Origin of the sequence: Actinoplanes oryzae (genome assembly GCF_030757795.1) — a bacterium.
Taxonomy (GTDB): domain Bacteria; phylum Actinomycetota; class Actinomycetes; order Mycobacteriales; family Micromonosporaceae; genus Actinoplanes.
The window spans coordinates 1-22023 of record NZ_JAUQWH010000104.1 but is presented as its reverse complement, the minus strand read 5'-3'; the positions used below and the strand labels follow the sequence as shown (position 1 = coordinate 22023).

21 protein-coding genes are annotated in these 22023 nt (G+C 73.0%); 4 read left to right on the top strand and 17 right to left on the bottom strand.

Annotated features, from left to right (window positions below):
• Window positions 1–151 precede the first annotated feature (151 nt).
• Entirely contained in the window at window positions 152–736 is a 585-nt protein-coding gene (locus tag RBH18_RS28375; protein ID WP_306213163.1) for a biotin transporter BioY, read from the bottom strand.
• Window positions 737–792: 56 nt separating this feature from the next.
• Here RBH18_RS28375 and RBH18_RS28370 point away from each other — a divergent pair, with 56 nt between their 5' ends.
• Window positions 793–1215 (top strand): DUF6314 family protein, encoded by a 423-nt coding sequence (locus RBH18_RS28370; RefSeq protein ID WP_306213161.1) that lies wholly within the window; start codon window positions 793–795, stop codon window positions 1213–1215.
• Here RBH18_RS28370 and RBH18_RS28365 read toward each other — a convergent pair.
• The 5 genes from RBH18_RS28365 to RBH18_RS28345 are packed head-to-tail and all read right to left on the bottom strand — an operon-like array spanning window position 1193 to window position 6157.
• A complete protein-coding gene (locus RBH18_RS28365) occupies window positions 1193–2509 on the bottom strand; it encodes a DUF58 domain-containing protein (RefSeq protein WP_306213159.1) in 1317 nt (438 codons plus the stop codon). The genes RBH18_RS28370 and RBH18_RS28365 overlap by 23 nt on opposite strands.
• Before the next feature lie 7 nt (window positions 2510–2516).
• Complete coding sequence (locus RBH18_RS28360; protein WP_306213157.1) at window positions 2517–3482, bottom strand: AAA family ATPase; 966 nt, start codon at window positions 3480–3482, stop codon at window positions 2517–2519.
• Between the two features lies 1 nt (window position 3483).
• The gene (locus RBH18_RS28355) at window positions 3484–4764 is read right to left on the bottom strand and encodes a DUF4350 domain-containing protein (protein WP_306213155.1); all 1281 of its coding nucleotides are present in this window, start codon (window positions 4762–4764) and stop codon (window positions 3484–3486) included.
• A complete protein-coding gene (locus RBH18_RS28350; protein WP_306213153.1) occupies window positions 4761–5333 on the bottom strand; it encodes a DUF4129 domain-containing protein in 573 nt (190 codons plus the stop codon). Before RBH18_RS28350 ends, RBH18_RS28355 begins: the two co-directional genes overlap by 4 nt.
• Window positions 5330–6157, bottom strand: coding sequence for a hypothetical protein (locus RBH18_RS28345; RefSeq protein WP_306213152.1), 828 nt, complete (start codon window positions 6155–6157; stop codon window positions 5330–5332). The genes RBH18_RS28350 and RBH18_RS28345 overlap by 4 nt, the downstream gene beginning before the upstream one ends.
• Before the next feature lie 130 nt (window positions 6158–6287).
• On the opposite strand from RBH18_RS28345, the gene RBH18_RS28340 reads away from it, so the two are divergent.
• Entirely contained in the window at window positions 6288–8072 is a 1785-nt protein-coding gene (locus RBH18_RS28340) for a bifunctional metallophosphatase/5'-nucleotidase (RefSeq protein WP_306213150.1), read from the top strand.
• A 143-nt stretch (window positions 8073–8215) separates the two neighbouring features.
• Here RBH18_RS28340 and RBH18_RS28335 read toward each other — a convergent pair whose 3' ends face one another.
• From RBH18_RS28335 to RBH18_RS28315, 5 genes are all read right to left on the bottom strand, one after another.
• Entirely contained in the window at window positions 8216–9157 is a 942-nt protein-coding gene (locus RBH18_RS28335) for a hypothetical protein (RefSeq protein WP_306213149.1), read from the bottom strand.
• A gap of 344 nt (window positions 9158–9501) precedes the next feature.
• The gene (locus RBH18_RS28330) at window positions 9502–11148 is read right to left on the bottom strand and encodes a signal peptidase I (protein WP_306213147.1); all 1647 of its coding nucleotides are present in this window, start codon (window positions 11146–11148) and stop codon (window positions 9502–9504) included.
• Window positions 11145–11786: a hypothetical protein gene (locus tag RBH18_RS28325; protein ID WP_306213145.1), complete on the bottom strand. Its 642-nt coding sequence runs from the start codon at window positions 11784–11786 to the stop codon at window positions 11145–11147. The genes RBH18_RS28330 and RBH18_RS28325 overlap by 4 nt, the downstream gene beginning before the upstream one ends.
• Window positions 11787–12282: 496 nt before the next feature.
• A complete protein-coding gene (locus RBH18_RS28320) occupies window positions 12283–13869 on the bottom strand; it encodes a serine/threonine-protein kinase (RefSeq protein ID WP_306213143.1) in 1587 nt (528 codons plus the stop codon).
• A gap of 286 nt (window positions 13870–14155) precedes the next feature.
• The gene (locus tag RBH18_RS28315; protein WP_306213141.1) at window positions 14156–14674 is read right to left on the bottom strand and encodes a hypothetical protein; all 519 of its coding nucleotides are present in this window, start codon (window positions 14672–14674) and stop codon (window positions 14156–14158) included.
• A 539-nt stretch (window positions 14675–15213) separates the two neighbouring features.
• Here RBH18_RS28315 and RBH18_RS28310 point away from each other — a divergent pair.
• Entirely contained in the window at window positions 15214–15582 is a 369-nt protein-coding gene (locus RBH18_RS28310) for an STAS domain-containing protein (protein ID WP_306213139.1), read from the top strand.
• 486 nt (window positions 15583–16068) lie between these two features.
• Here RBH18_RS28310 and surE read toward each other — a convergent pair whose 3' ends face one another.
• Genes surE through RBH18_RS28285 form a run of 5 tightly spaced genes read right to left on the bottom strand, consistent with a single transcriptional unit; the run spans window position 16069 to window position 20193 of the window.
• Window positions 16069–16911 (bottom strand): 5'/3'-nucleotidase SurE, encoded by an 843-nt coding sequence (gene surE, locus RBH18_RS28305; protein WP_306213137.1) that lies wholly within the window; start codon window positions 16909–16911, stop codon window positions 16069–16071.
• The gene (locus RBH18_RS28300) at window positions 16908–17846 is read right to left on the bottom strand and encodes a 1-phosphofructokinase family hexose kinase (RefSeq protein ID WP_306213136.1); all 939 of its coding nucleotides are present in this window, start codon (window positions 17844–17846) and stop codon (window positions 16908–16910) included. Before RBH18_RS28300 ends, surE begins: the two co-directional genes overlap by 4 nt.
• Window positions 17847–17894: 48 nt before the next feature.
• On the bottom strand, window positions 17895–18908 hold the full coding sequence (locus RBH18_RS28295; protein ID WP_306213133.1) for a methyltransferase: 1014 nt from the start codon (window positions 18906–18908) through the stop codon (window positions 17895–17897).
• A 20-nt stretch (window positions 18909–18928) separates the two neighbouring features.
• Window positions 18929–19234: a hypothetical protein gene (locus RBH18_RS28290; RefSeq protein WP_306213131.1), complete on the bottom strand. Its 306-nt coding sequence runs from the start codon at window positions 19232–19234 to the stop codon at window positions 18929–18931.
• A 41-nt stretch (window positions 19235–19275) separates the two neighbouring features.
• Window positions 19276–20193, bottom strand: coding sequence for a cation diffusion facilitator family transporter (locus RBH18_RS28285; protein WP_306213129.1), 918 nt, complete (start codon window positions 20191–20193; stop codon window positions 19276–19278).
• A gap of 135 nt (window positions 20194–20328) precedes the next feature.
• Here RBH18_RS28285 and RBH18_RS28280 point away from each other — a divergent pair, with 135 nt between their 5' ends.
• Window positions 20329–21249: an NHL repeat-containing protein gene (locus RBH18_RS28280; RefSeq protein ID WP_306213127.1), complete on the top strand. Its 921-nt coding sequence runs from the start codon at window positions 20329–20331 to the stop codon at window positions 21247–21249.
• Here the strand turns inward: RBH18_RS28280 and RBH18_RS28275 are convergent.
• A partial coding sequence (locus RBH18_RS28275) for an ATP-binding domain-containing protein (protein WP_306213125.1) occupies window positions 21236–22023 on the bottom strand: 788 nt, incomplete at its 5' end. The two genes, RBH18_RS28280 and RBH18_RS28275, sit on opposite strands and share 14 nt — an antisense overlap.

Here is a 22023-nt window from a genome sequence, read left to right as displayed (position 1 = left end):
CCCGGACTTACGCGGCTTTCGGAGGTTCTTGTGCCTTTGGACGCCCGCCGCCAAGCGTGCCGGGGCGGCCTCGTCCGTTCGGCTCTCGCATTCCGGTACGGACGGCGAACGGCCCGGCAGGGAGCCTGCCGGGCCGAGGCGCGGGAAGGAACTACTTGCGGCGGGTGAGCGCCCACGCCGCCGGCAGCAGGCCCGCGGCCAGCGCCGCCTTGACCGCGTCGCCGAGCAGGAAGGGGACGAGACCCTTCGACAGCGTCTCCGCGAACGACAGGTCGGCCGCCACCGCCAGCCACGGCAGGCCCACGGCGTAGATGATGACCTCGGCGACCAGCATCGCGGGCAGGGCCTTGAGGATCGTGCGGTCGGCGCCGCGCTCGGCGAGCCGGCCGGCGGCCGTGGCGGCGAGGAAGAAGCCGACGATGTAGCCGAAGCTGGCGGTGGCGTAGCCACTCGTGCCGTTCGAGAACCAGGGGACGCCGGCGAGGCCCACGATCGCGTAGAGGGCGATCGTCGCGGCGGCCCGGCGCCAGCCGAACGCGGCGCCGATGAGCAGGACGCCGAGCGTCTGGCCGGTGATCGGCACGGGGGTGCCCGGGATCGGGACGGCCACCTGGGCGAGCAGGCCGACGAAGCCCGCACCGCCGGCGACCAGCAGGACGTCGCGTGCGAGCGCGCCCGGGATCAGATCGGCGAGTACGACGGCGCGCGGGCCGCGTAGCGTTGCTACCTGCGACATGGGTCCTCCGAAAGGGGTAGGCGGTGCTTCAGGGAAGCTATCAAGCTCTCGAACCGATGCGCTTCCTCCGCGGTGACTGGTCAGTACGCCGTCTGATCACCGATCGCCGCGCCGGCCGCGACGGGCTCTTCACCGGACGCGCGACATTCTCCCCGGGGGAGGACAGATCCCTCGCGTACGCCGAAGAGGGTGAGCTGCGTTACGGCGACCACGTCGGTCCCGCCACCCGCCGCCTGATCTACCGGGCCGACGGGGAGCTCCTGGACGTCCGCTTCGCTGACGGCCGCCCGTTCTACCGCCTCGACCTGCGCGCCGAGAGCTGGGACGCCGAGCACCCGTGCGGCGCCGACCTCTACACGGTCACCGGGCGCATCACCGGGCCCGACGAGTTCACCGAGCTGTGGCACGCGGGCGGGCCCGCCAAGGACTACGACCTGGCGACCACGTACACGCGGGTCACAGGCGACCGGCGGCCTTGAGCGTCAGGTAGGCGTCGGAGACCTTGGAGGCGAAGGTCTCCCGGGGCTCGTCCACGACGATGACTCCCTGCTGCTCCAGCAGCGCCCGCACCCGGCCGCGCTCGGCCAGGGCCAGCTCCGCGGCCGCGGCGAGGTGCACGTCGTCCGCGGTGGCCGCCGGGGGCAGGGCCGCCAGGTGCTCGGTCTCCGGGTCGCGGACGCTGGCCAGCACCACGCGATGCCGGGTGACCAGGCGCGGCAGCATCGGCAGCAGGCCCTCGACGATCGGCGCCGCGTCCAGGGCGGAGAAGATGACCACCAGCGCCCGCTTGTGACCGCGGCGCAGCAGGTCGTTCGCGGCCAGGCTGAAGTCCGTCTCGACCAGGGCCGGCTCCAGCGCGGCCAGGGAGGCGATCAGCCGGGGCAGCTTCGTCCGATGGCCGCCACCCTCGACCCGGGCGCGCACGGCGGCGTCGAGGGCCAGCAGGTCCACCCGGTCGTCGGCCTTCGCGGCCAGCACGGTCAGCAGCAGGGCGGCGTCGATCGCGGCGTCCAGCCGGGGCTCGTCGCCGATCCGCGCGGCCGACGTGCGACCGGTGTCGAGCAGGCACACCACGCGACGGTCCCGCTCGGGGCGCCAGGTGCGGACCATCACATCGTGCGTACGGGCGGAGGCGCGCCAGTCGATCGACCGCACGTCGTCCCCGACCACGTACTCCCGCAGCGCGTCGAACTCGGTGCCCTGCCCGCGTCCCCGGGTCACCACGGCGCCGTCGAAGACCCGCAGCCGGGCCAGCTTCTCGGGCAGCAGCCGCCGCGACGGGAACCGGGGCAGCACCCGCAGCGTCCACGGCGGCGTCACCTGCTCGTCCCAGCGCTGCCGCCGCTGCCGGTACGCCAGCCCCAGCGGCCCGTACGACCGCATCGTCACCCGGACCGCGGGCCGGTCGCCGTGCCGTACCGGCGTCAGGGTGGTCGTGATCGTCCGCTCCTCGCCGGCGAGGAGATCCAGCCGGTGCTCGGTCAGGTCCGCGCCCGCCGACGGCACCCACCGGTCGCGCAGGCGCAGCCACATCGGACGGCCGGCAGTGTTCGCCACGGTCAGCGTGGTGGTGGCCGTGCCGCCGAGCCAGACCGTCTCGTCCCCCGAACGGTGCAGCCGCGCGGCGGTCAGCGGCGCCGCGACCGCGAGGTCGATCAGCGCCGCCCCGCAGGCCAGCACGGCCACCGCGGCCACCAGCAGCCAGGGGGAGGGCAGCAGCGCGGGCAGCGGGACGCCCGCCGCCAGCACCAGCGCGAAGCGCCTCGTGACCACGGCCGGCTCAGCGGGGCGCGGGCACGGCACCGAGCACGGAGCGCAGCACCTCGTCGGTGGAGACGCCGTCCAGCTCGGCCTCCGCGCGCAGCCGGACCCGGTGCCGCAGCACGGGGATCGCGAACGCCTTCACGTCGTCCGGGATCACGTACTCGCGGCCGCTGAGCCAGGCGCGGGCCTTCGCCACGGCGAGCAGGGCGGTGGTGCCGCGCGGGGAGGCGCCCAGCTCCAGGGCCGGGGCGGTGCGGGTGGCGCGGCACAGGTCGACGACGTATTCGAGGACCGGCTCGGCGACGGCCACCCGGCGCGCGGCCTCGCGCCCCGCGGCCAGGTCGGCGGCCGAGGCGACCGGGCCCACCCCGGCGGCCTTGAGGTCACGCGGGTCGAAGCCGAGGTGGTGGGCGCGCAGGACGCCGAGCTCCTCGGCGCGCTCGGGCAGCGGGACGGTCAGCTTCAGCAGGAACCGGTCCAGCTGGGCCTCGGGCAGCGGGTACGTGCCCTCGTACTCGACGGGGTTCTGCGTGGCGACCACGATGAACGGCTCCGGCAGGCGCCGGGTCTCGCCGTCCGTGCTGACCGTGCGCTCCTCCATGGCCTCCAGCAGCGCGGCCTGCGTCTTCGGCGGGGTGCGGTTGATCTCGTCGCCGAGCAGCAGGTTGGTGAAGAGGGGGCCGGGCCGGAAGTTGAACGCCCCGGTCCGCGCGTCGTAGATCTGCGAGCCGGTCACGTCGCCCGGCATCAGGTCGGGGGTGAACTGGACCCGCTTGGTGTCCACGTCCAGCGCCGTCGCCAGCGCGCGCACCAGCAGGGTCTTGGCCACGCCCGGTACGCCCTCGAGCAGCACGTGCCCGCCGCACAGCAGCGCGATCACGACCCCGCCGACCACCGCGTCCTGGCCGATGACGGCCTTGCCGACCTCCGCCCGCAAGCGTCCGAGCGCCTCGCGGGCCTCGCCGGATACGGAAGACGTCACGTCACATTCCCCTCACTTGCCGTGTCTGTGCACCGGTCGCCGCGCGGACCAGGTCCTGCACCTCGGTCGCCGCGCGGACCAGCTCCTCGTCACTGTCCTCCGTGCTGCCGCCGAGCACGTGCCGCGCCTCGTCCTCCGGCCGCCCGGTCACCGCGGCGACCCGGGCCGCGAGCACGTCCACGGACGTGTCCGCCGGCAGACCGAAATGCCGGATCAGCCGGGTACGCGCGGCGGCCTGCACCGTGCCGAGCGACGTCGACCGTGCCCGCGCCCGGCGATAGAGGCCACCCAGCCCGCGTACGGTCTCCGCGGCGCGAACCTGCGCCGGCAGCGGCTCCGCCACCGGGGCGCCCAGCCGCCGGGCCGACGCGGCGGCCAGCGCGATCGCGGCCAGGGCCAGCAGGGCCAGCGTCGCCCACAGCGCGGGCGGGAAGCCGTCCGCCAGCGGGTTCGGCGTCCTCTCCTCGCCCCCGGCCTCCGGCACCGGCTGCTGCCCGGGCCCGCCGGGCGCCTGCCGGCCGTCGTCCTCCCACGGGTCCGCGCCGACCGGTTCGTCGTCCGGGATCGTCTCCTGCGGCTCCGGCTCGTCCTCGTCGGGCGTGGCCGGGGGCGGCTCGGGCTGCTCCCGCTCGTGCAGGTCGAGCCAGATCAGCCGGTCGGCGCGGGCCAGCAGGGCCAGGGCCAGCTTGGCGTTGCCGTGCTCGCCGGCGCGGTCGTTGCGGAACGGGTCCGCCGCCCCGACCAGCGTCAGTCCCTTGATCTCGACCACGCCGCCGGCGTAGCAGCTCACCGGCGAGTAGGCGGCGGCGTCGTAGCGGAGCCGGGCGGCCGCGGCGGGACCGGCCTGGGCGAAGCCGGCGGCACAGCCCGGGGCGGGCGCGGCGGCCGTCCAGCGCGGACCCTCGACCGCGACGGTCAGCCCGGCGTCCTCCAGCTGATCCTCGTCCGGGGCGACCAGGACGACGCGTACCCGGGAGGGCAGCTGGGTCAGCTCGCGCAGGTTCTCCGGATCGACCAGGCCCGGCGTGGTGACGAAGACCGTCGCCGGCTCGCGGCCGACCGCCTCGTACGCGTCCCGGCTACTGGTCCGCACGTCCACGGACACGCCGAGCCGGGTGAGCCCGTCGGCGAGGCGGCGCGCGCCGTCCCCCGCGTCGCTGGTGGGGGAGAGGAACGAGGCGTCCGTGGGATCGGGCTGCTGCACGACGTGCGCCACGACCGTGGTCGTCACCAGCGCGGCGACCAGCGCGAACGGGATGAGGGCGCGGTACCGGCGCTTCACGGGGTGTCTCCCGTCATCCGGCGGCGGACCTCGCCGGTGAGCGTGCGCATGCGGTCGTCGTGCTCGCGGGAGGCGCGCCGGTCGCCGTACCAGATCTCGGAGAAGACCTCGGTCGCGTCGCCGAGCGGCGCCGCCACGGCCGGGCGCTGCGCGGCGGCCGTCGTCGCGACCTCGGCGACGGTGGTGCCGGGCAGGGGCGCGATCACTCCCGCGACGGTGAGGTCACCGACGACGTCGCGCAGCCGCTGCCGGATCGCCTCCGCATAGCGGCCCTCGGCGGCCAGGCGGTCGGCGAGCAGCCTGCCGTCGGGCAGCACGACGCTCGGCTCGAACGCCGGGTTGTCCGACGGCTGTCGAGCGGGCGCCTTCTTGTCGGCTTTTCTCCGCCTGGCCCGGCGTGCCACCCGCCGGGGAAGCCTGATGCGCGGCCACCGGCGCGGCACCCAGGCCGGATACCAGTACCAGAGCGCCGCGACCAGGCCCGCCCCGGCGAGCAGGAGCAGCAGGGCGACCCCCGGCGCGACGCGATCGAAGACCCTCGCCGCGAACTCGTCCCACGCCCGGGTCACGGCGCCCACACCAGCGCGGTCGCCTCGTCCTCGCCCCGGCTGCGCGCGCGGCCGATCGCGATGTCCAGCCCCTCGGTCCGGATCCGCGTCTCCAGCAGCAGCACGGCGTCGACGCAGCCCAGGGCCGCGTACGCGACGGTGTCGGCGAACCACCACGCCACCGGCGCCAGCCACGGCACCCAGTCCGGCCGGCTCCCCGTGACCGCGTCGAGGGCGGTCACCCAGCCGGCGCCGAGCACCAGGCGGACGGCGGCCCACAGCCCGTACGCGATCATCCGCGTCCACATCCCGCGCAGCTGGTCGCGACCCGCCAGGCGCACGGCCCGCACGAAGTTCGGACCCGCGCGGTCGATCACGATGACGCCGCTCACCAGCCCCAGCAGCCCGGCCGCGAAGACCCACGGCACCAGCCCGCAGAACGCCGCGACCGCGCACACGGCGCCCAGCACGACCGCCGCGGCCAGCGTCGCTACCGGCCGCATCCGCCGCCACAACTCGCGCGCCGGCACCTCACGCCCGAGCAGCGCCGGCCCCGCGGCAGCCGCCGCCAGCGCCCCGACGACACAGATGATGAACGCCTCGGCCCCGAACCCGGCCGAGAACACGACCCACCAGGCCCCGAACTGCCCGCGCGCCGGACCGTACCAGGGTGCCGTCGCCCCCACCGACTCCCGCAGCGGATGCAGCACCGCCTGCTCGACCCCCGCCAGCACCCCGGCAAGCACCAGCAACGGCACCGCCCGGGCCCGCAACAACGTCATCGCGGCGTCCAGCACCTCACCGAGCGTCATCGGACGCAGCGGCAGATCGGGCTGCGCAGACATGGCGGCGAGATTATCCGATGCCGCCTGTGCGTTCCGAGTCGGCCGTGTTTCGTTCACGCCGCACAACTTCTGCATAGATACATGTGCAGCTATCGTGCCTGGGGGTTACCTACCGTCGAAAGGCTCCACCATGACCACTCCCTCAGGTGTCTCGCGGCGCGGCGTGATCGCCGCTGCCGCCGCCGGCGCTGCCGTGCCCGTGCTCTTCTCCGGCGCGGCGCAGGCGCACGGCGGCACGAAAGAGCGCACGTACGACTTGACGGTTCTGGGCACCTCGGACACGCACGGCAACGTCTACAACTGGGACTACTACAAGGACCTGGAGTTCGACGACAGCGCGCACAACGATGTCGGCGTGGCGAAGCTGGCGGCGCTGGTCAAGCAGATCCGGGCCGAGCGCAAGGGCAAGGCGACGCTGGTGCTGGACGCCGGCGACACGATCCAGGGGACGCCGCTCGCCACCTACTATGCCAAGCAGGAGCCGATCACCACGACCGGTGAGAAGCACCCGATGGCGCGGGCGATGAACGTGCTCGACTACGACGCCATCACGCTGGGCAACCACGAGTTCAACTACGGGCTGCCGCTGCTGAACCTGTGGATCCGCCAGCTCGGCTTCCCGGCCCTCGCCGCGAACGCGCTGAGCGCGAAGACGGGCCGGCCGGCCTTCACGCCGTACGTGATCAAGAAGGTCTCGCTCGGCAAGGGCGCGCCGACGCTGCGGGTCGGGATCCTGGGGCTCACGAACCCGGGCGTGGCCATCTGGGACAAGGGCAACGTCGAGGGCAAGCTGACCTTCGCGGACATGGTGACGACCGCCGCGAAGTGGGTGCCGATCATGCGGGCGCGCGGCGCCGACCTGGTCCTCATCTCGGCGCACGGCGGCGACAGCGGCGTGAGCAGCTACGGACCCGAGGTGCCCAACGAGAACCCGAGCGCGCTGATCGCCGAGGAGGTGCCCGGCATCGACGCGATCCTTTTCGGGCACGCGCACAACGAGGTGGCGCAGCGCTTCGTCACCAACAAGAAGACCGGCGCCCAGGTGCTGCTCTCCGAGCCGTCGAAGTGGGGCCAGCGGCTGACGCGGATGGACTTCACGCTCGTCCGCGACCGCAACAGCTGGACGATCACCGGCAAGAAGTCGGCGACGCTGAACACCAACACCGTGACCGAGGACCCGCAGGTGCTCGCCGCGGTCAAGGCGCAGCACGCGAAGACGGTGGCGTACATCAACCAGGTCGTCGCCACGTCGACCGAGGAGCTGTCCGCCGCGGAGTCGCGCTACAAGGACACGCCGATCCTGGACTACATCAACAAGGTCCAGACCGACACGGTGACCGCGGCGCTGGCCGGCGGCCAGTACGCCGCCCTGCCCGTGCTGTCGATCGCGGCACCGTTCAGCCGGACCGCGGTGTTCCCGAAGGGCGACGTCAAGATCAAGGATGTCGCCGGCCTGTACATCTACGACAACACGCTCGAGGCCGTCGTGCTGACCGGCGCGGAGGTGCGGGCGTACCTGGAGTACTCGGCGAAGTACTTCGTGACGCTCCCGGTCGGCGCGACCCCGGACCCGGCGACGATCAGCGACCCGACCGTGCCCGACTACAACTACGACGTGTTCTCGGGCGTCGACTACGACATCGACATCAGCAAGCCGGTCGGCTCGCGCATCACCCGCCTGGAGATCGCCGGCGCGCCGGTGGCCGATGACGCGCAGTTCGTCGTCGCGGTCAACAACTACCGGCGCAGCGGCGGCGGCGCGTTCCCCGGGATCGTGAAGACGCAGGTCTACAACGCGCAGCAGGAGATCCGGCAGCTGCTCATCGACTGGGCGCAGGCGCAGGGGGAGATCAATCCGGCCGATTTCTTCACCCCGAACTGGCGCCTGGTGCGTGCGGGGGTCCCGGTCTTTTAAAGATCAAATGCGGATGTCGTAGCTGGGTGGGGCGTACGGACCGCCGCTCACGCCGAGGGCCCGGTGCGGCTCGGCTGGCCGCTGACGCGTCCAGATCGCCGAGCCGCACCGGGCGACGTGCGTGAGTGGTCACCCGCTACGGCTCATCCGGTCTGCTGCGGCGTCCATGTGGCGTCGGGGTTGGCGGTGATCGTGAGCTGGCCCTTCTCGCCGTTCGCCAGGGTCAGCTGGCACAGGTAGTCGCGGGTGCCGTCGGCGTTCTCCTCGCCGGCGGCCTGGCAGTCGGCCGCCGTGGCCGTGATGTTGGCCTTCGCCAGCTGACCGTCGCTGATCACGTTGTGTTCCAGCACCGAGACCTTGTGCGACTCGACGGCGCGGTTCACGGCCGGGGCCACGACGGTCAGGGCGATGACGCCCCAGACGAACCAGGCGCCGGCCAGCGTGACCGCGAAGGCGATCCAGTAGGGCGTCGACCGGTTGCCACCGCGGCGTGCGCGGTCCGCCCGGCGGCCGGCTGAGATCGCGCCGAACACGCCGAAGAAGAAGGTGAAGACGGCGACGGGCCAGAGCGCCGGCGCCTCGGCCCGGGCGGCGGTGCGGATCTCCTCGGGATAGGGGACCAGCAGCCCGCCGACCTGCGGGACCTGCGGCGGCTCCGGCGCGGGCGGCTGGTGGGTCGCCGGGGCGGGCGCGTGGTGCGCGGCCGGCGCGGAGGGTTCGCTCGCCCAGGGCGGGGCGGTCGGGTACATGCTCGGCTGCTGCGGATAGGGCGCCTGCTGCGGCTCGTAGCCGTACAGCTGCTGTTCCTGCCCGCCGCCGTAGTTCTGCTGCTCCTGGCCGCCGTGGTACTGATGGCCGGGCTGCTGCTCCTGCGCGCCGTAGTAGTGCTGCTGGTCCTGGCCGCCGCCGTAGTACTGCTGCTGGTCCTGGGTACCGCCGTAGTACTGCTGCGGTGGGTACTGCTCCTCGTACTGGTGCGCGGCGGGCGCCTGCTGCTGCCAGGTTGCCGGGGGATACTGCGCGTGCCCCGCGGCGAACTGCGGGTACTCCGCGCCCCCGGAGTGATGTGAAGTCTGCGTCGTCATGCGGGGAGACCCTTTCCGGTAGCGGCTCGGGTGCAACTCCGGCCAGCCCCCCGCATCGGCCTTGCCCGGGCCTTCCTGAGCGGCCCTCCATCGGCTTGAGCCAATCTGGAACCGCCCCTGATCCGGCGCTGACCGACCACCCTGGTGAGGGGCCGCCGGAGCTCACGGCGGGCGCCGGGCGCTCGCTCGGAGGTCTGCGCTCGTCGCCGGACCGCTCGCCGCCGGAGCTTGTCGGCGGACCGCGTCGGCGGACCGCTCGGTGCCGGACCGCTCGCCCGTCCCCGGCGGACCGCTCGCTCGCCGGTGCTGGACCGCTCGCCCGCCGGTTCCCGCGGCTGCTACTGCTACTGCTTCGCCAGCGCGTAGAACTGGGCGATCTGGGCGGCGCTCAGCGCACTGTCCCAGACGGCGACCTCGTCGACCGAGCCCGACAGGCCCGTGGAGGCGTTGTTCTCCGAGACCTGCAGCGGCGTGGCCGGCAGGGCGGCGAGCGTGCCCGTGGCGGCCAGCTTCCCCGCCTCCACGCCGTCGATGTAGAGCCTGATGAACGACCCGTCGTACACGCCCACCACGAAGTGCCAGCCCAGGTCGGTGGGCCAGGCGCCGCGGGTCTCGTAGCGGGTGCCGCCGGCGTCCACGAGGAAGCGCATGTCCGCGCCGCCCTTGTCGCTGCTCCACGACAGCAGATAGTTGAGCCGGCCGGTCTGCGCCTCGCCCTTGAACACCAGCCGCCAGTTCGTGCTGGCCTTCGCGTTGGTCCAGGCCGCGACGCTCACCGGGCCGCTGATGGCGTACGCGGCGTTGGTGATCGACCCGTACGAGGGTCCTGTCCCGTTCTTGAACGTCGTCGCCTTGTCCGGGTCGACCGTGAGCGCCCCGGCCGCCCCGACGGCCGGGGTGTTGAAGAGCGCGAGCGAGTTCCTGCCCATCTCGTCGGCGACGGCCGTGGTGCTCGTGCCGCCCATGCGCCAGTAGGAGACGGGTGAACTCTTCTTGATCGCCGCCGTGTAGAAGTAGCTCGACTTCCAGGTGTTGGCCTGGGTCGGGCTCTTCGCCGTGAAGGCGGCCGCGGTGTCGCGCAGCGCCGACCCGACCGCCAGCAGCACGACGGCCGTGACGACCATCGCCCACCTCCCGGGCCCGGCCACCCGCCGCGGCGCCGCCGGGGTCCGCCCTGGCGCCGCCGGGGTCCGCCCTGGCGCCGCCGGGGTCCGCCGCGGCGCCGTCCACCGCGGTGCCGCCGGGGTCCACCGCGGCGCCATCCGCCGCGGTGCCGCCGGGGTCCGCCGCGGTGCCGTCCACCGCATGGTCGCTCGACGTGCGGCGGATCGCACGACCTGCGGCGCCACGACGACTGACTCCTTCCCGGCGCCGGCGCCCGCAGGAGTGCCCGCATCACTGGACGGCCCGCTGCGGTCTCCGCCGGCGGGTGCGCTGTGGTTCTCGCCGGCGGGGGTGCTGTGGTGTCCGTCCGCCGGTGGGCTGTGGTCCTCGCGGGTCGGCCGGCCCGGATCGTGGGCGGTCGGCTTGCGCCGGCGGAGCAGGAAGAACGCGATCAGCGCCAGGCCGGCGGCGACCGGGAGGATGCGGCCGGCGTGGAGGCGTACCAGGCCGGCGAGCGGGACCACCACGCGCCCGGCGCCGATCAGTTCCTCGGCCGTGACCAGGCGCGAGTCGGCCTGCGGGTTGGCGTCGCCGCGCGTGCGGAAGCGGCCGTCGGGCAGCCGCTCGACCACGCGATGCGTGACCGGCTGGTGCCCGGCGGCGGCCGGCGCGATGACGACGACGGACCCGACCAGGGTGCCGGGGTCGATCTCGGGGGACGCCACCACGACGTCGCCCGGCTGGATCAGGGGCGCCATCGAGCCTGAGGTGACGGTGTACGCCTGCCAGCCCCACGCCAGCGGCAGCACCGTCCACGCGGTGAGGCTCAGCACTGTGGTGACGGCCATGACGACGAGCGCCCGGCCGAGGACCCCCGGCCATGTCACGACGCCTGGGCCTCCCAGTTGAAGACCGCGGCGGCGTTGCCGTTCTGCGCGGCGGCGACGTTCTGGACGGTGACGCTGAACTTGTACGTGACGGTCTGGTTGAGCGTCGCGTTCCAGGTGCCCAGCCCGTTGCCGAACGAGTTGCTCGCGGACCCGAAGGACGCCACGGTCCCGCCGCTGAACAGCGTGGAGGCCGAGGAGAAGTTGGTGCAGTCGTTGGCCGTACCCGTGCCGCTCTCGATCTTGAGGTCGAGATAGCTCGCGAGGGCGCCCGAGACACCGGTCGCGTAGAGCTTGACCTGCGCGGGGGAGTTGCCCGTGTACTTGACGGCGATGCACTTGGTGACGGTCTGGCCGCCGAGCAGCAGGTTGTCGTTCGCCTGGCTGAAGACCGCGCTCGCCGACACGGCGCCGTCGTTGCTGAGCGCGGCGCCGCCGGTCGTCCACGTGTTCTGCTGCGTCGCCGTGGTGCCGCTCAACACGGCCTGTGTCGTCCGGACCACCATCGTCGAGGTCAGGGCACAACCCAGAAGAACACCGAGAGTAGTCGCAACATGTGACCTGCTGAGCTGCATGCCGATCTCCTGCTTCGTCGGGTCCGGGCTACGCCGTACGCGGATCGGCAGGTCACCATGCATCCTGAGAGGACATCTCCGGCCCGCTCGGGCAGCAGTGGCCCCCATCACACCCAATACCCTGAGTCACCACGGGCCGTATATCGGTACCTGACGGGGAGTAGTCAAGTAGCGGACTTCGGACCGCGGCCGTCCCCTGCCCGAGGCAACCTGCGACTGGCGCTACATCGGCGCCATCAGCGTCGCCGTGCCCGCGATGGTCGTCCCCGCCGGGCCCCATGGTGATCGCCGTGCCCAGGTCGCAATGGCCATCGCCCCGCCCGTTGCGCGGAAGTCGTCGCCATGCCCGGGTCGCGGTGGTCATCGCCGTGCCCGGGTCGCGGTGGTCATCGCCGTGCCCGGGTCGCGGTGGTCATCGCCGTGCCCGGGTCGCGGTGGTCGTCGCCGTGCCTGTGGCGCAATGGTCATCGCCGTGCCCGTGGCGCAGTGGTCGTCGCCCTGCCCGGGGTGATGGTCGCCGAGCCCAAGTCGCCGTGCCGGAGCCGCCGGGGCTCGGGCGTCAGCCGAAGATGCCGCCGACGGTCCCGCCGCCGGCGCCCGTGTCGTCCGTGTCCTCGGTCTCGGTCGGCTCGGTCGTCGGCTCGTCGTCCGGCGGGGTGCTGGGCGTGTCGTCCGGCGGCGTGGTCGTCGGCGCCGCGGAGCTCGGCTTGGTCTCGACCGGCGTCGGGCTGGTGGACTTGGGCGGCGTGGGGGAGGACGACCGGCTGGGCTTGGTGGTCTCCGGCCGGGTGGGGACGTCGGCCGGCCGCTCCGGCTCCTCGGTCTCCTCCTCGGGGGACTCCGTCGGGTCGACGGTCTGCTCGGTCGTCTCCGACTCGGTCGGCACCACGACGGCGCCCGGGTTCCGCTTGTTGGTCTCGCCGGCGTCGCCGGACGTGGCGTAGATGGCGACGCCGAGACCGCCGGCCAGCAGGAAGAGGGCGATCACCGTGATGAGCACGGCGAGCTGGCCCTTGGTCTGCTTGACGGGCCGGGGCGGCAGCGGGGGCGGCGCCGCCTCGAGCAGGTTGCGCTGGGCGGGGGCCGTGCGATTGGGCGCGGCCGGACTCATCGGGCGGGTCAGGGCCGTGCCCGTCATCGAGCCCTCGCCCAGGTATTGCCCGTGCAGCGACTGCGGGCCCAGGCGGGAGCTGCTCGCGCCGGCGCCGCCGAGGCGGGAGCCCGTGGCCGGGCCCATGAGCGAGGTGCCGGTCGTGGCGGGGCGCACGAGCGCCGTGCGGGTCATGGACGTGCCGGACTGGTTGCGCCAGTCGAGGGTGCCGGCGGCGGCCAGGGCCGCCTCGGCGAACTCCGCGGCGCTCGGGTAGCGGTCCGCCGGGTTCTTGGCCATGGCGCGGCTGATCAGCTCGCGCACGGCCGGGGGTGCCAGGGTCTCGGGCAGCGGCTCCGGCTCGTCCTCGAGGTGGCGCAGCGCGACCTGGAGGGCGTTGTCGCCGTCGAAGGGCGGAACCCCGGCGATGCAGTGGTACGCCACGGCGCCCAGCGCGTAGACGTCGGTCGCCGGGCTGACCGTGCCCTTGGCCACCTGCTCGGGCGCCATGTAGAGCGCGGTGCCGACGATCGCGTTGAGCCCCGTCACGCTGGTGACCGCGGCCGAGCGGGCCACGCCGAAGTCGACGAGGATCACCGTGCCGTTGGGCTTGACGATGAGGTTGCCCGGCTTGACGTCGCGGTGGACGGTGCCGTTCTCGTGGGCGGCGTGCAGGGCGTCGGCGGCCTGGGCGACGATCGACATCGTCTCGGCGACGGCGAGGCGGCCCTGGTCCTTGAGGCGGGCGGAGAGCGGCTCGCCCTCCACGTAGGCCATGACCAGATAGGCGCAGCGGTCCTCGTCCTCGGCGTCGCCCGCGCTGTAGTCGTAGACCTCGACGACGCCGGGGTGCCGGAAGGCGGCCATCATCCGGGCCTCGCCGTAGAACCGGGCCGCGAACTCGGGGTCGGTGAGCATCGCCGTGCGCAGCACCTTGACGGCGATCGTCCGGCCGAGCACCACATCGGTGCCCTTCCACACGTCGCCCATCCCACCGGTGGCGATGTTCTCGTCCAACCGGTAGCGGTTGTCCAGGAGACTTCCCGAACTGAGCACCAGCGGACCTATCTACTCGTTTGACCCGACATGACCGTGGCCCGCCCTACCATCCGAGCCGCGCCCCACAGTACAGATTCCACGCCTCGACGGCGAGGTCGGCTGGTCGCGGAAAGAGCACGCCGAAGCGGATCTGCTACCCCGCCCGGGCGACCTTGAACCATCACGCAGGTGACAGGCCATCACCCGGACCCGGCGCGTGGCGTGTGTCACCCGTACGCGCACAAAGAATCGTGGCCGCCGGACGGCAAAGGGCTCCGTCCGGCGGCCACGATCGCGGGTGACGTCAGCTCTCGTACGTCGGCGTGACGACGATGGCCGTCTCCGCCAGCTCCAGCTCCTCGTTCTCGGCGCGGCGCTCCGCGGCGGCCCGGGCGGTCGCGGCGGCGGTCCAGCCGATGACCACGCCGACCAGCGTGGCGCCCGCGAGCAGGCCCCACGGGATGCCGGGCTTGCGGCCGGCCAGCGCGTTGGCGGCCAGGTTGGCGCGCGCCCAGGCCTCGTCGGTGACCGCGCTGACCCGGGTGCCCGCCTTGTCCGCGAGCTGCTGCCCGCGCTTCGACGCGACACCGGCCAGCCGGTTGCTCTGCCTGGTGGCCCGCCCGGCGAGCTTGTAGCCCCGCTTCGACGCCTGGCCGGCCAGCTTGTGCCCGGTCGCGGAGACCTTGCCGGCCACCTCCTGCGCCTTGCCGCCGGTCCGGTCGGCGGCGCCCTTGGCGGTCGCCCCGGTCGCTGCCATGGCCGCGGACAGGTAGTCCCACGCCTCGGCGGCGGTGCGCTCGGCCGTGCTCTTCCGAGAGAACATCGTCCTCGTCCCTCCGATCGCCGCTACCGGCGCTCGACTGCATGTGCGAGGTGGGTGCCCACCTGCCCAAAATCGCAAACTTCCCCCGTGGTACGCCGCCCCGGCGCCCGCTTCTCATCATGGCGTGACTCCGTCGGTTCGTACGGTGATCGCCGGGCCTTACCGCGGAGGCGGTACCGCCGTACGGGCGGGTGATGTGAGTCTTGAGGGTGGTTTGGCGGGGCTTTGCGTCATGCGCCCCGGTCCGGGCATAGGCTCGCCGGGCCGCGACGCTGTGGTGCACGCCTCGGTGTCGGGTGTCCGTCGGATCCGCGAGCCCGCGAGGGCTAAACCGGTGGACGTCACTGGGTACTCTTGTCGCGGTTCACACGTGGCACACAGCCACCTGCCAGTTTCAAGCACTAGTGTCCGGGTGGTTCACCGGACCCGACGGGGGTAGTCAACGCCGCCCCCGGCGAGGGAAGGTGTCGCAGTCAGGCACCGCCCCTCGTACCAAGGAGAAGACGCCCGGGACATCCCGGGTGGGTGGAGGTAAAGGCGTGACGCTGTCGATAACGACGTCGACCAGGTCCCCCGGAGTGATCGAGGTCTCACCCGCGGGTGAGATCGACGTCGAGAACGCATACGAGATCAAGGACGCCGTGGCCGAGCAGCTCGCGGCGGGCACGCCCGAGCGCATCGAGCTCGACATGCACGGGGTCAGCTTCATCGACTCCGTGGGCATCTCGGCCCTCGTGGCCGCCTTCCAGCTCGCCAGCGTGAGCGGGGTCAAGCTGGTCGTCACCCGGCCCAGCCGCTTCGCCCACCGCCAGCTGTGGGTGACGGGCCTCCTGGGCCTCTTCGGCGCCCCGGAGCCGTGCACCGACTGCGGCGACCCGGCGCACCGCACACTGGTCGCCGGCTCGTAACTCCGGCACCCGGCCCGCCCGCGCGGGCCGCATCGGCCACCCGGGCGGCGCCCACCGCGCCGCCCGGCTCGGCCGCAGCCACACCCGGCCCACCGGGCCACCAACCAGCCGGGCCACCAGCTCTCCGGGCCATCAGCCAGCCGCGCCACCGGGCCGCCGGACCACCGCGCCGCTGGGCCACCAGCCCGCCGGGCCGCCGCGCCACCGCGCCGCCAGCCCGCCGGGCCGCCGCGCCACCGGGCCATTAGCCCATTGGGCCAGCATCGCTGCTCAACGCCACCGGGCCAGCATCGCTGCTCAACCGAAGCCACGCGCGCCCAGCTCGCCCGCGCCACCGGATCAGCATCGCCCGCTCAACCGCAGCCACGCGCGCCCGGCCGCCGCGATCACGCATCGCCCGGCCCGAGTGAAGCCGATCGGCACTGTGCGGTCGGCCGGCGGATCCGCGGCCCGGTCCGGCACAAGGCGCAGCCGGGCTCCCGCGTCTCAGATCGCGGGCGTCTGGACGACGATCGTCTCGAGGTTGAACGTCACGTCCGTCGCCTCGCCCGGCGCCCGGATCGGCGTCACCACCGCGAAGCCCTCCGCCAGCGCCGCCAGGTCCGTGCCCGGCTCGAGCGGCTCGTCGGCAGCCTGCACGGCCGTGCGCACGAACCCCTCGCCCGCCTCCGCGATGCTCATCTGCACCTGGCCGAAGCGCGCCAGCGAAGCCCGCCGCAGCCCCCGGATCCCGTCGACGTGCAGGTCGGGCACGTTGACGTTGAGGATCGTACCCGCGGGGGTGTGGGTGAGGGTCGGCAGCAGCTTGACCGCCAGGTCCGCCGCGCTCGTCCAGTGCCGCTTCTCGTCGTCCTGCTTGTCCAGGTCGGCGATGGCCTGCCCGCCGCTGGCCGCCGTGCCGTTGGCGGGGGAGAGGACGTCCAGCGAGACGGCCATCCCGTGCAGCCCCGCGTGCGACGCGGTCATCGTGGCGCCGACCGTGCCGGAGTGGATCACGGCCGCGCCGGCGTTGGCGCCCCGGTTGATGCCGGACAGGACGATGTCCGGCGCCGGGCCGAAGGCGTCCCGCAAAGCGAGCAGCACGATGAAGGCCGGGGAGGCCGCCACGGCGTACGCGGGCACGTTCCTGACCCCCGGCAGCTCGCGCGACTCCACCACGATCTTGCCGTTGCGCTCGACCGCGGTCATGGCGGCGCTGGTGCCGCTGGCCTCGGTGAGCGGGGCCGCGACCACCACGTCGAAGCCCTGCCGGGCCACCGCGCGGGCGAGCCACCTGATCCCCGGCGCGTCGATGCCGTCGTCGTTGGTGATCAGGATGCGGGGGGTCATGCGGGCACCTTCGCGTCGACGGGGGTCAGCCGCACCCGTTCCGTGAGCACCTGGACGGCGTCGATGCGGCCCGTCCCGAGTCCGTGGCGGGTGACGTTGAGGGCGCCGGCGGCAGCGCCCGTACGGACAGCGTCACACAGCGTTCCACCCAGCGCCAGCACGGCGGCCACGCCCGCGGTCATGGAGTCACCCGCCCCGCGCGACTCGGCGGCGATCATGCGGGGCATGTCGACCTCGTACACGGTGTCCTCGATCAGGGCGAGCGCCCCCTCGTCGGCCCGCGACACCAGCGCCATCTCGGCGCCGTCGGCGTGCAGCTTGTGCAGGGCCTCGGTGAGCGCCTCGGTGGAGCCGTCGCGGACCAGCCCGTCGCGGATCAGCTCCTCGTGGCTGACCTTCACGACGGCGGGCCGGGCCTCCAGCGCCGCGGTCAGCTGGTCGCCGGACAGGTCGATGATCACCTTGCAGCCGTTGGCGCCGAGATCCGTGGCGAGCCGGCGGTAGATGTCCGCGGGCACGACCGACGGATGCGCGGGCCCGCTGAGCACGGCGATGCCCGCGCGCAGCCCCTCGGCGAGGGCCAGGCTGTACAACTCGTCCATCTCGTGCCGGGACAGCGGCTCACCCGGGTCCTCGGCGAGCTCCTGGCGCTTGCCACTGCGGCGGTCGTGGACGTACCAGCCCGTACCGTGATCGCGTTTGATGGTCTTGAGGGTGACGCCGTGAAACTTGAGCAGCGGCTCCAGCACCCGCCCGACCTCGCCGCCCGCGGCCGCGCAGAGGGTCACCTGCGCGCCGAGGAGCGTGATCATCCGGGCCTGCCAGACGCCCTGGCCGCCCGGATGCACGTGCAGCTCGGCCTTGTCGTGCTGCTGCTCGATGGTCACCGTGAGCTGGGGTGCCGGCACGAAGACCATGACCCCCTTGTTCCCCATGCCCCCAGTTTCCGGCTTTTCTCACCTACAGGTACGAGATCGCCGAAATCACCGAGTGCCCAGCACGACCCCGTTCGCCCCGGGCGCGTCGAAAGACACGGTTCGGACGTCCGTGAAGCCCGCCGCCGCCAGCCACGACGCGTACTCGTCGGCCGAGTAGTTCCGCCCGCCCGTCGTCTCCACCAGCATGTTCATGCCCATGAGCGCGGCCGGCGCCGGACCGGTCCGCGCGGCGTTGAGCAGCAGCTCCGAGACGATGACGAGCCCACCGGGCGGCAGGGCGGCGTACACCTTGGCCAGCAGTTCCTGATTCTGCGCCGCATCCCAGTCGTGCAGGATCATGCTGAGGAGCACCACGTCGTGCCCGCCGGGCAGCTCGGCGTCCGCGAGGAAGTCGCCGGCGACGGTGGCGATCCGGTCCGTCAGCCCGGCCGCCGCGATCTTGCCCGCGGCGATCTCGCAGACGTGGGCGAGATCCAGGACGGTCGCTGCCAGCTGATCGAAACGCCCGCACAGCGCGATCGGGTACGCCCCCGAGCCCCCGCCGACATCCAGCAGCCGCCGGTACGTACTCAGGTCCACGACCTCGCCGAGCGCCCGCGCCGTGAAGCTCGACGTGGAGTACATCGCCTCCCAGAAGGTCGCCAGCAGCTGCGGGTCCGCCGTGGTGAACATCGACTCCTGCGTCGCCGGGTCCCAGGTCAGGGGCCGATCGGTGCGCAGTGCCTCGCCGACGCGATGCCACGGGAGATAGGTGCGCTGGTCGCAGTACGTGACCTGGCCGCCGAAGTAGTACGGCCGGCCGCGGACGAGGAACTCCTCGGCCAGCGGCGTGTTCCGGTAGCCGTCGCCGGCGCGTTCGAGCAGTCCCAGCGAGGCGCAGGCGGTGAAGAGCAGGTCGGCCGGGCGCTCGGGCAGCCCGAGCTCGGCCTTGGCGTCGGCGACCGTGAGGGTGCGGCCCCCGGCGAGCCGCGTGAAGAGATCCAGCTCCACGGCGGCGGCGAACGTCTTGAAGCTCCAGAAACCGGTCACGAGGTCCATGAGGGGCGTGGGCGTCAGCATGCCGCCGATCATGGCAGGAGTCAGACCGTACGCGTCAGCTCCTGCACCGCCGGGATCAGGTCGGGGCGGTTGCGCAGCAGCTCGTCCAGCCGCACCCGCCACCGGCTCGCCTCGATGTCGGTGGTGAAGCGGTCGTCGTCGCTGCTCTCGATGGACGCGACCTGCAGACGCTGGCGGGTGTTGGCCAGCTCGCCGTAGAGCTCGCTGCCGAGCCGCTTGAGCACCTGGCCGGCGAAGGGCTCGTAGCCGGGGCCGTTGGCCGCCCGGACGAACGCCCGCGCGCCGTCCCAGACCACGCGGGGCTGGTGAATGACCGACTGACTCATGCCCTCAGCGTAGGGAGCTTCGGGGCACGAGTCCGGCGTTTTCACCAGCCCACGGCCTCGCACGCCTTCTTGCCCGCCCCGACGGGCTCGACCTGCAGGGTGGCGTGGTCGATGTGGAAGTCCTCGTGCAGCGCCTGCCGGGCCTCGCTCAGCACCGCGCCCAACTCGGCGGCGGGCTCCAGGCTGAGGTGGGCGCTGGCGACGTCCATGCCCGAGGTCAGCGTCCAGACGTGCAGGTCGTGCACGTCGCAGACCCCGGGAACCCGGGCGAGCCGGTCGCGCACCGACGCCATGTCGAGGTGCTCGGGAGCGGCCTGCACGAGGATGCGTACGGCCGACCGCCCCAGCGCGAAGGTCCGCGGCAGGATCATCAGGGCGACCACCACGGCGACGATCGGGTCCGCGTAGGACCAGCCGGTCACCGCGATCACCGCGGCGGCCACGATCACGCCCGCCGACCCGAGCAGATCGCCGACCACCTCCAGGTACGCCCCGCGGACATTGATGCTCTCCCCGGCGCCCTCCCGCAGCAGCGCGAACGCGATCACATTGATCACGAGGCCGCCGACCGCGACGACGAGCATCCAGCCGGCCGGCACCTCGGGCGGGTGCGAGAAGCGGCGCAGCGCCTCGATCAAGACATAGACGGCAACACCGGTCAGCAGGACGGCGTTCGCCAGCGCGGCGAGCACTTCCAGCCGGTAGAGCCCGAACGTCCGCTGGGAGTCCGTGGCGGCCCGGCCGGCGGCGTGGATCGCGGCGAGCGCCATGGCGATGCCCAGCACGTCGGTGAACATGTGCCCGGCGTCCGACAGCAGCGCCAGCGAGCCGGTGGCGAACGCGGCGACCGCCTCCACCACCATGAACGCGGCCAGCAGCCCGGCAGCCCACCACAGCCGGGCGCGATGCTTCGCCCCGGCGCGCAGTGCCTGACCTCCGTGGTCGTGGCCCGCTCCCATGTGCTGTCACCTTTCGCCTCGTCCGGCCGCCCGGCAAATATATGTTCACATTGCTATATGTGCAATCTGAACCGGTCGGCGGGTGGCGGGGTATGCACTGGTCGACAACCCGACTCCGCCTGGAGGGATCCACCCTTGTCCAGACGCACTCTCGCGATTGTTGCCCTGACTGCACTCGCTGTCACGGCTGCCGCACCGTCAGCATCCGCGGCGTCGCCCACCACCAAGCCCACGGTGCTGGAACTGCCCGACGGCTTCCAGCCCGAGGGCATCGCCATCGGCACGCAGCCCTACGCCTACTTCGGCTCCCGCGCCGACGGCGACATCTACCGCGTCGACCTGCGGACCGGGCGCGGCCGGGTGCTCGCCGAAGGCCCCGGCACCCCGTCCCTCGGCCTCAAGGTCGACGACCGCGGCCGGCTCTTCGTCTCGGGCGGCAGCGGCGGCGACGCCCGCGTGCTCGACGCGCGTACCGGCAAGCTGCTCAAGTCGTACGCCCTGCAGACCGTGCCGTCGTTCATCAACGACGTGGTGCTGACCGGGGGCGCCGCCTGGTACACCGACTCGACCAACCCGGTGCTCTTCAAGCTGCCGCTCGGCCGGCACGGCAAGCTGCCCGCCGCGGCGGTGCGTGTGCCGCTCAGCGGGGAGATCGCCTACACCACCGGCAACAACGCCAACGGCATCACGCCCACCCCGGACGGGCGCGGCCTGATCGTCGTGCAGTCGAACACCGGCAAGCTGTTCAAGACCACGTACGGCGGCGTCACCACCGAGATCGACCTCGGCGGCGAGTCGGTGCCGAACGGCGACGGCCTGCTGCTGCGCGGCACGACCCTCTACGTGGTCCAGAACCGGCTCAACGTCATCGCCAAGATCGATCTGAACAAGCGCGCGACGCGGGGCACCGTCGTCAGCCGGACCACCGATCCGGCCTTCGACGTCCCGTCGACCGTCGCCGCCTACGGCAACCGCCTCTACCTGCCCAACGCCCGCTTCACCACGCCGCCCACCCCGGAGACGGACTACACCGCCGTCGCGGTCAAGCGCCCGTGAGATAGCTCCTGGTGCCGATCGTCGTGAGGCGCTGCGTGGCGCGGGACAGCGCGACATAGAGCGTCCGCACCCCGCTGGCGTCCACGGCGATCTCGGCCCCCTCGACCAGCACGACCGCGTCGTACTCCATGCCCTTGGCCTCCAGGGCGGTGACGACCTGGACCCGCTCGGGCAGCCCGGCCACCCACCCGGCGACCTCGTCGCGCCGGGGCACGGCGCTGATCACGCCGATCGTGCCGTCGACGTCCGCGAGGTGCTTCTCGACAGCGGCGCGTACGGCCTCCGGCAGCTCCTCGCGGGACACCCGCTGGTCCACGGGCTCGACGCCGGTGCTGCGGACCGCGCGCGGCAGCGGCAGATCGGGCAGCAGCGTCCGGATCACCTCGGCCGCGACCGCGAAGATCTCCGACGAGTTGCGGTAGTTGGTCGTCAGCGAGTAGGTCTGCCGCTTCCGCGAGCCGAGCGCCTTGTCGCGCGCCCGGTCGAGCTCCTCGGTGTCGCCCGGCCAGGCGGTCTGGGCGGGGTCGCCGACGATCGTCCACGACGCGTAGGTGCCGCGGCGCCCGATCATGCGCCACTGCAGCGGCGAGACGTCCTGCGACTCGTCGACGACGACGTGGGCGTACTCGCGGTAGTCCTCGTCACGCTGGACGGCCTGCGCCCGGGCGGCGGCCTGGCGCTCGGTGGCCGTGCTGAGCTCCTGGACGCCGTCGCGCACGTGGAACGGGTTCTTGTTCTGCCGCTGCGGCTTGCGCGGGCGGCCCATCAGCTCGT

What these genes read in the sequence shown, in the direction of transcription:
- RBH18_RS28285 (WP_306213129.1), bottom strand. Translation starts at nt 20,193, where the DNA reads ATGGGAGCGGGCCACGACCACGGAGGTCAGGCACTGCGCGCCGGGGCG.
- surE (WP_306213137.1), bottom strand. Translation starts at nt 16,911, where the DNA reads ATGACCCCCCGCATCCTGATCACCAACGACGACGGCATCGACGCGCCG.
- RBH18_RS28375 (WP_306213163.1), bottom strand. Translation starts at nt 736, where the DNA reads ATGTCGCAGGTAGCAACGCTACGCGGCCCGCGCGCCGTCGTACTCGCC.
- RBH18_RS28340 (WP_306213150.1), top strand. Translation starts at nt 6,288, where the DNA reads ATGACCACTCCCTCAGGTGTCTCGCGGCGCGGCGTGATCGCCGCTGCC.
- RBH18_RS28300 (WP_306213136.1), bottom strand. Translation starts at nt 17,846, where the DNA reads ATGGGGAACAAGGGGGTCATGGTCTTCGTGCCGGCACCCCAGCTCACG.
- RBH18_RS28325 (WP_306213145.1), bottom strand. Translation starts at nt 11,786, where the DNA reads ATGCATGGTGACCTGCCGATCCGCGTACGGCGTAGCCCGGACCCGACG.
- RBH18_RS28290 (WP_306213131.1), bottom strand. Translation starts at nt 19,234, where the DNA reads ATGAGTCAGTCGGTCATTCACCAGCCCCGCGTGGTCTGGGACGGCGCG.
- RBH18_RS28335 (WP_306213149.1), bottom strand. Translation starts at nt 9,157, where the DNA reads ATGACGACGCAGACTTCACATCACTCCGGGGGCGCGGAGTACCCGCAG.
- RBH18_RS28370 (WP_306213161.1), top strand. Translation starts at nt 793, where the DNA reads ATGCGCTTCCTCCGCGGTGACTGGTCAGTACGCCGTCTGATCACCGAT.
- RBH18_RS28295 (WP_306213133.1), bottom strand. Translation starts at nt 18,908, where the DNA reads ATGCTGACGCCCACGCCCCTCATGGACCTCGTGACCGGTTTCTGGAGC.
- RBH18_RS28315 (WP_306213141.1), bottom strand. Translation starts at nt 14,674, where the DNA reads ATGTTCTCTCGGAAGAGCACGGCCGAGCGCACCGCCGCCGAGGCGTGG.
- RBH18_RS28345 (WP_306213152.1), bottom strand. Translation starts at nt 6,157, where the DNA reads ATGTCTGCGCAGCCCGATCTGCCGCTGCGTCCGATGACGCTCGGTGAG.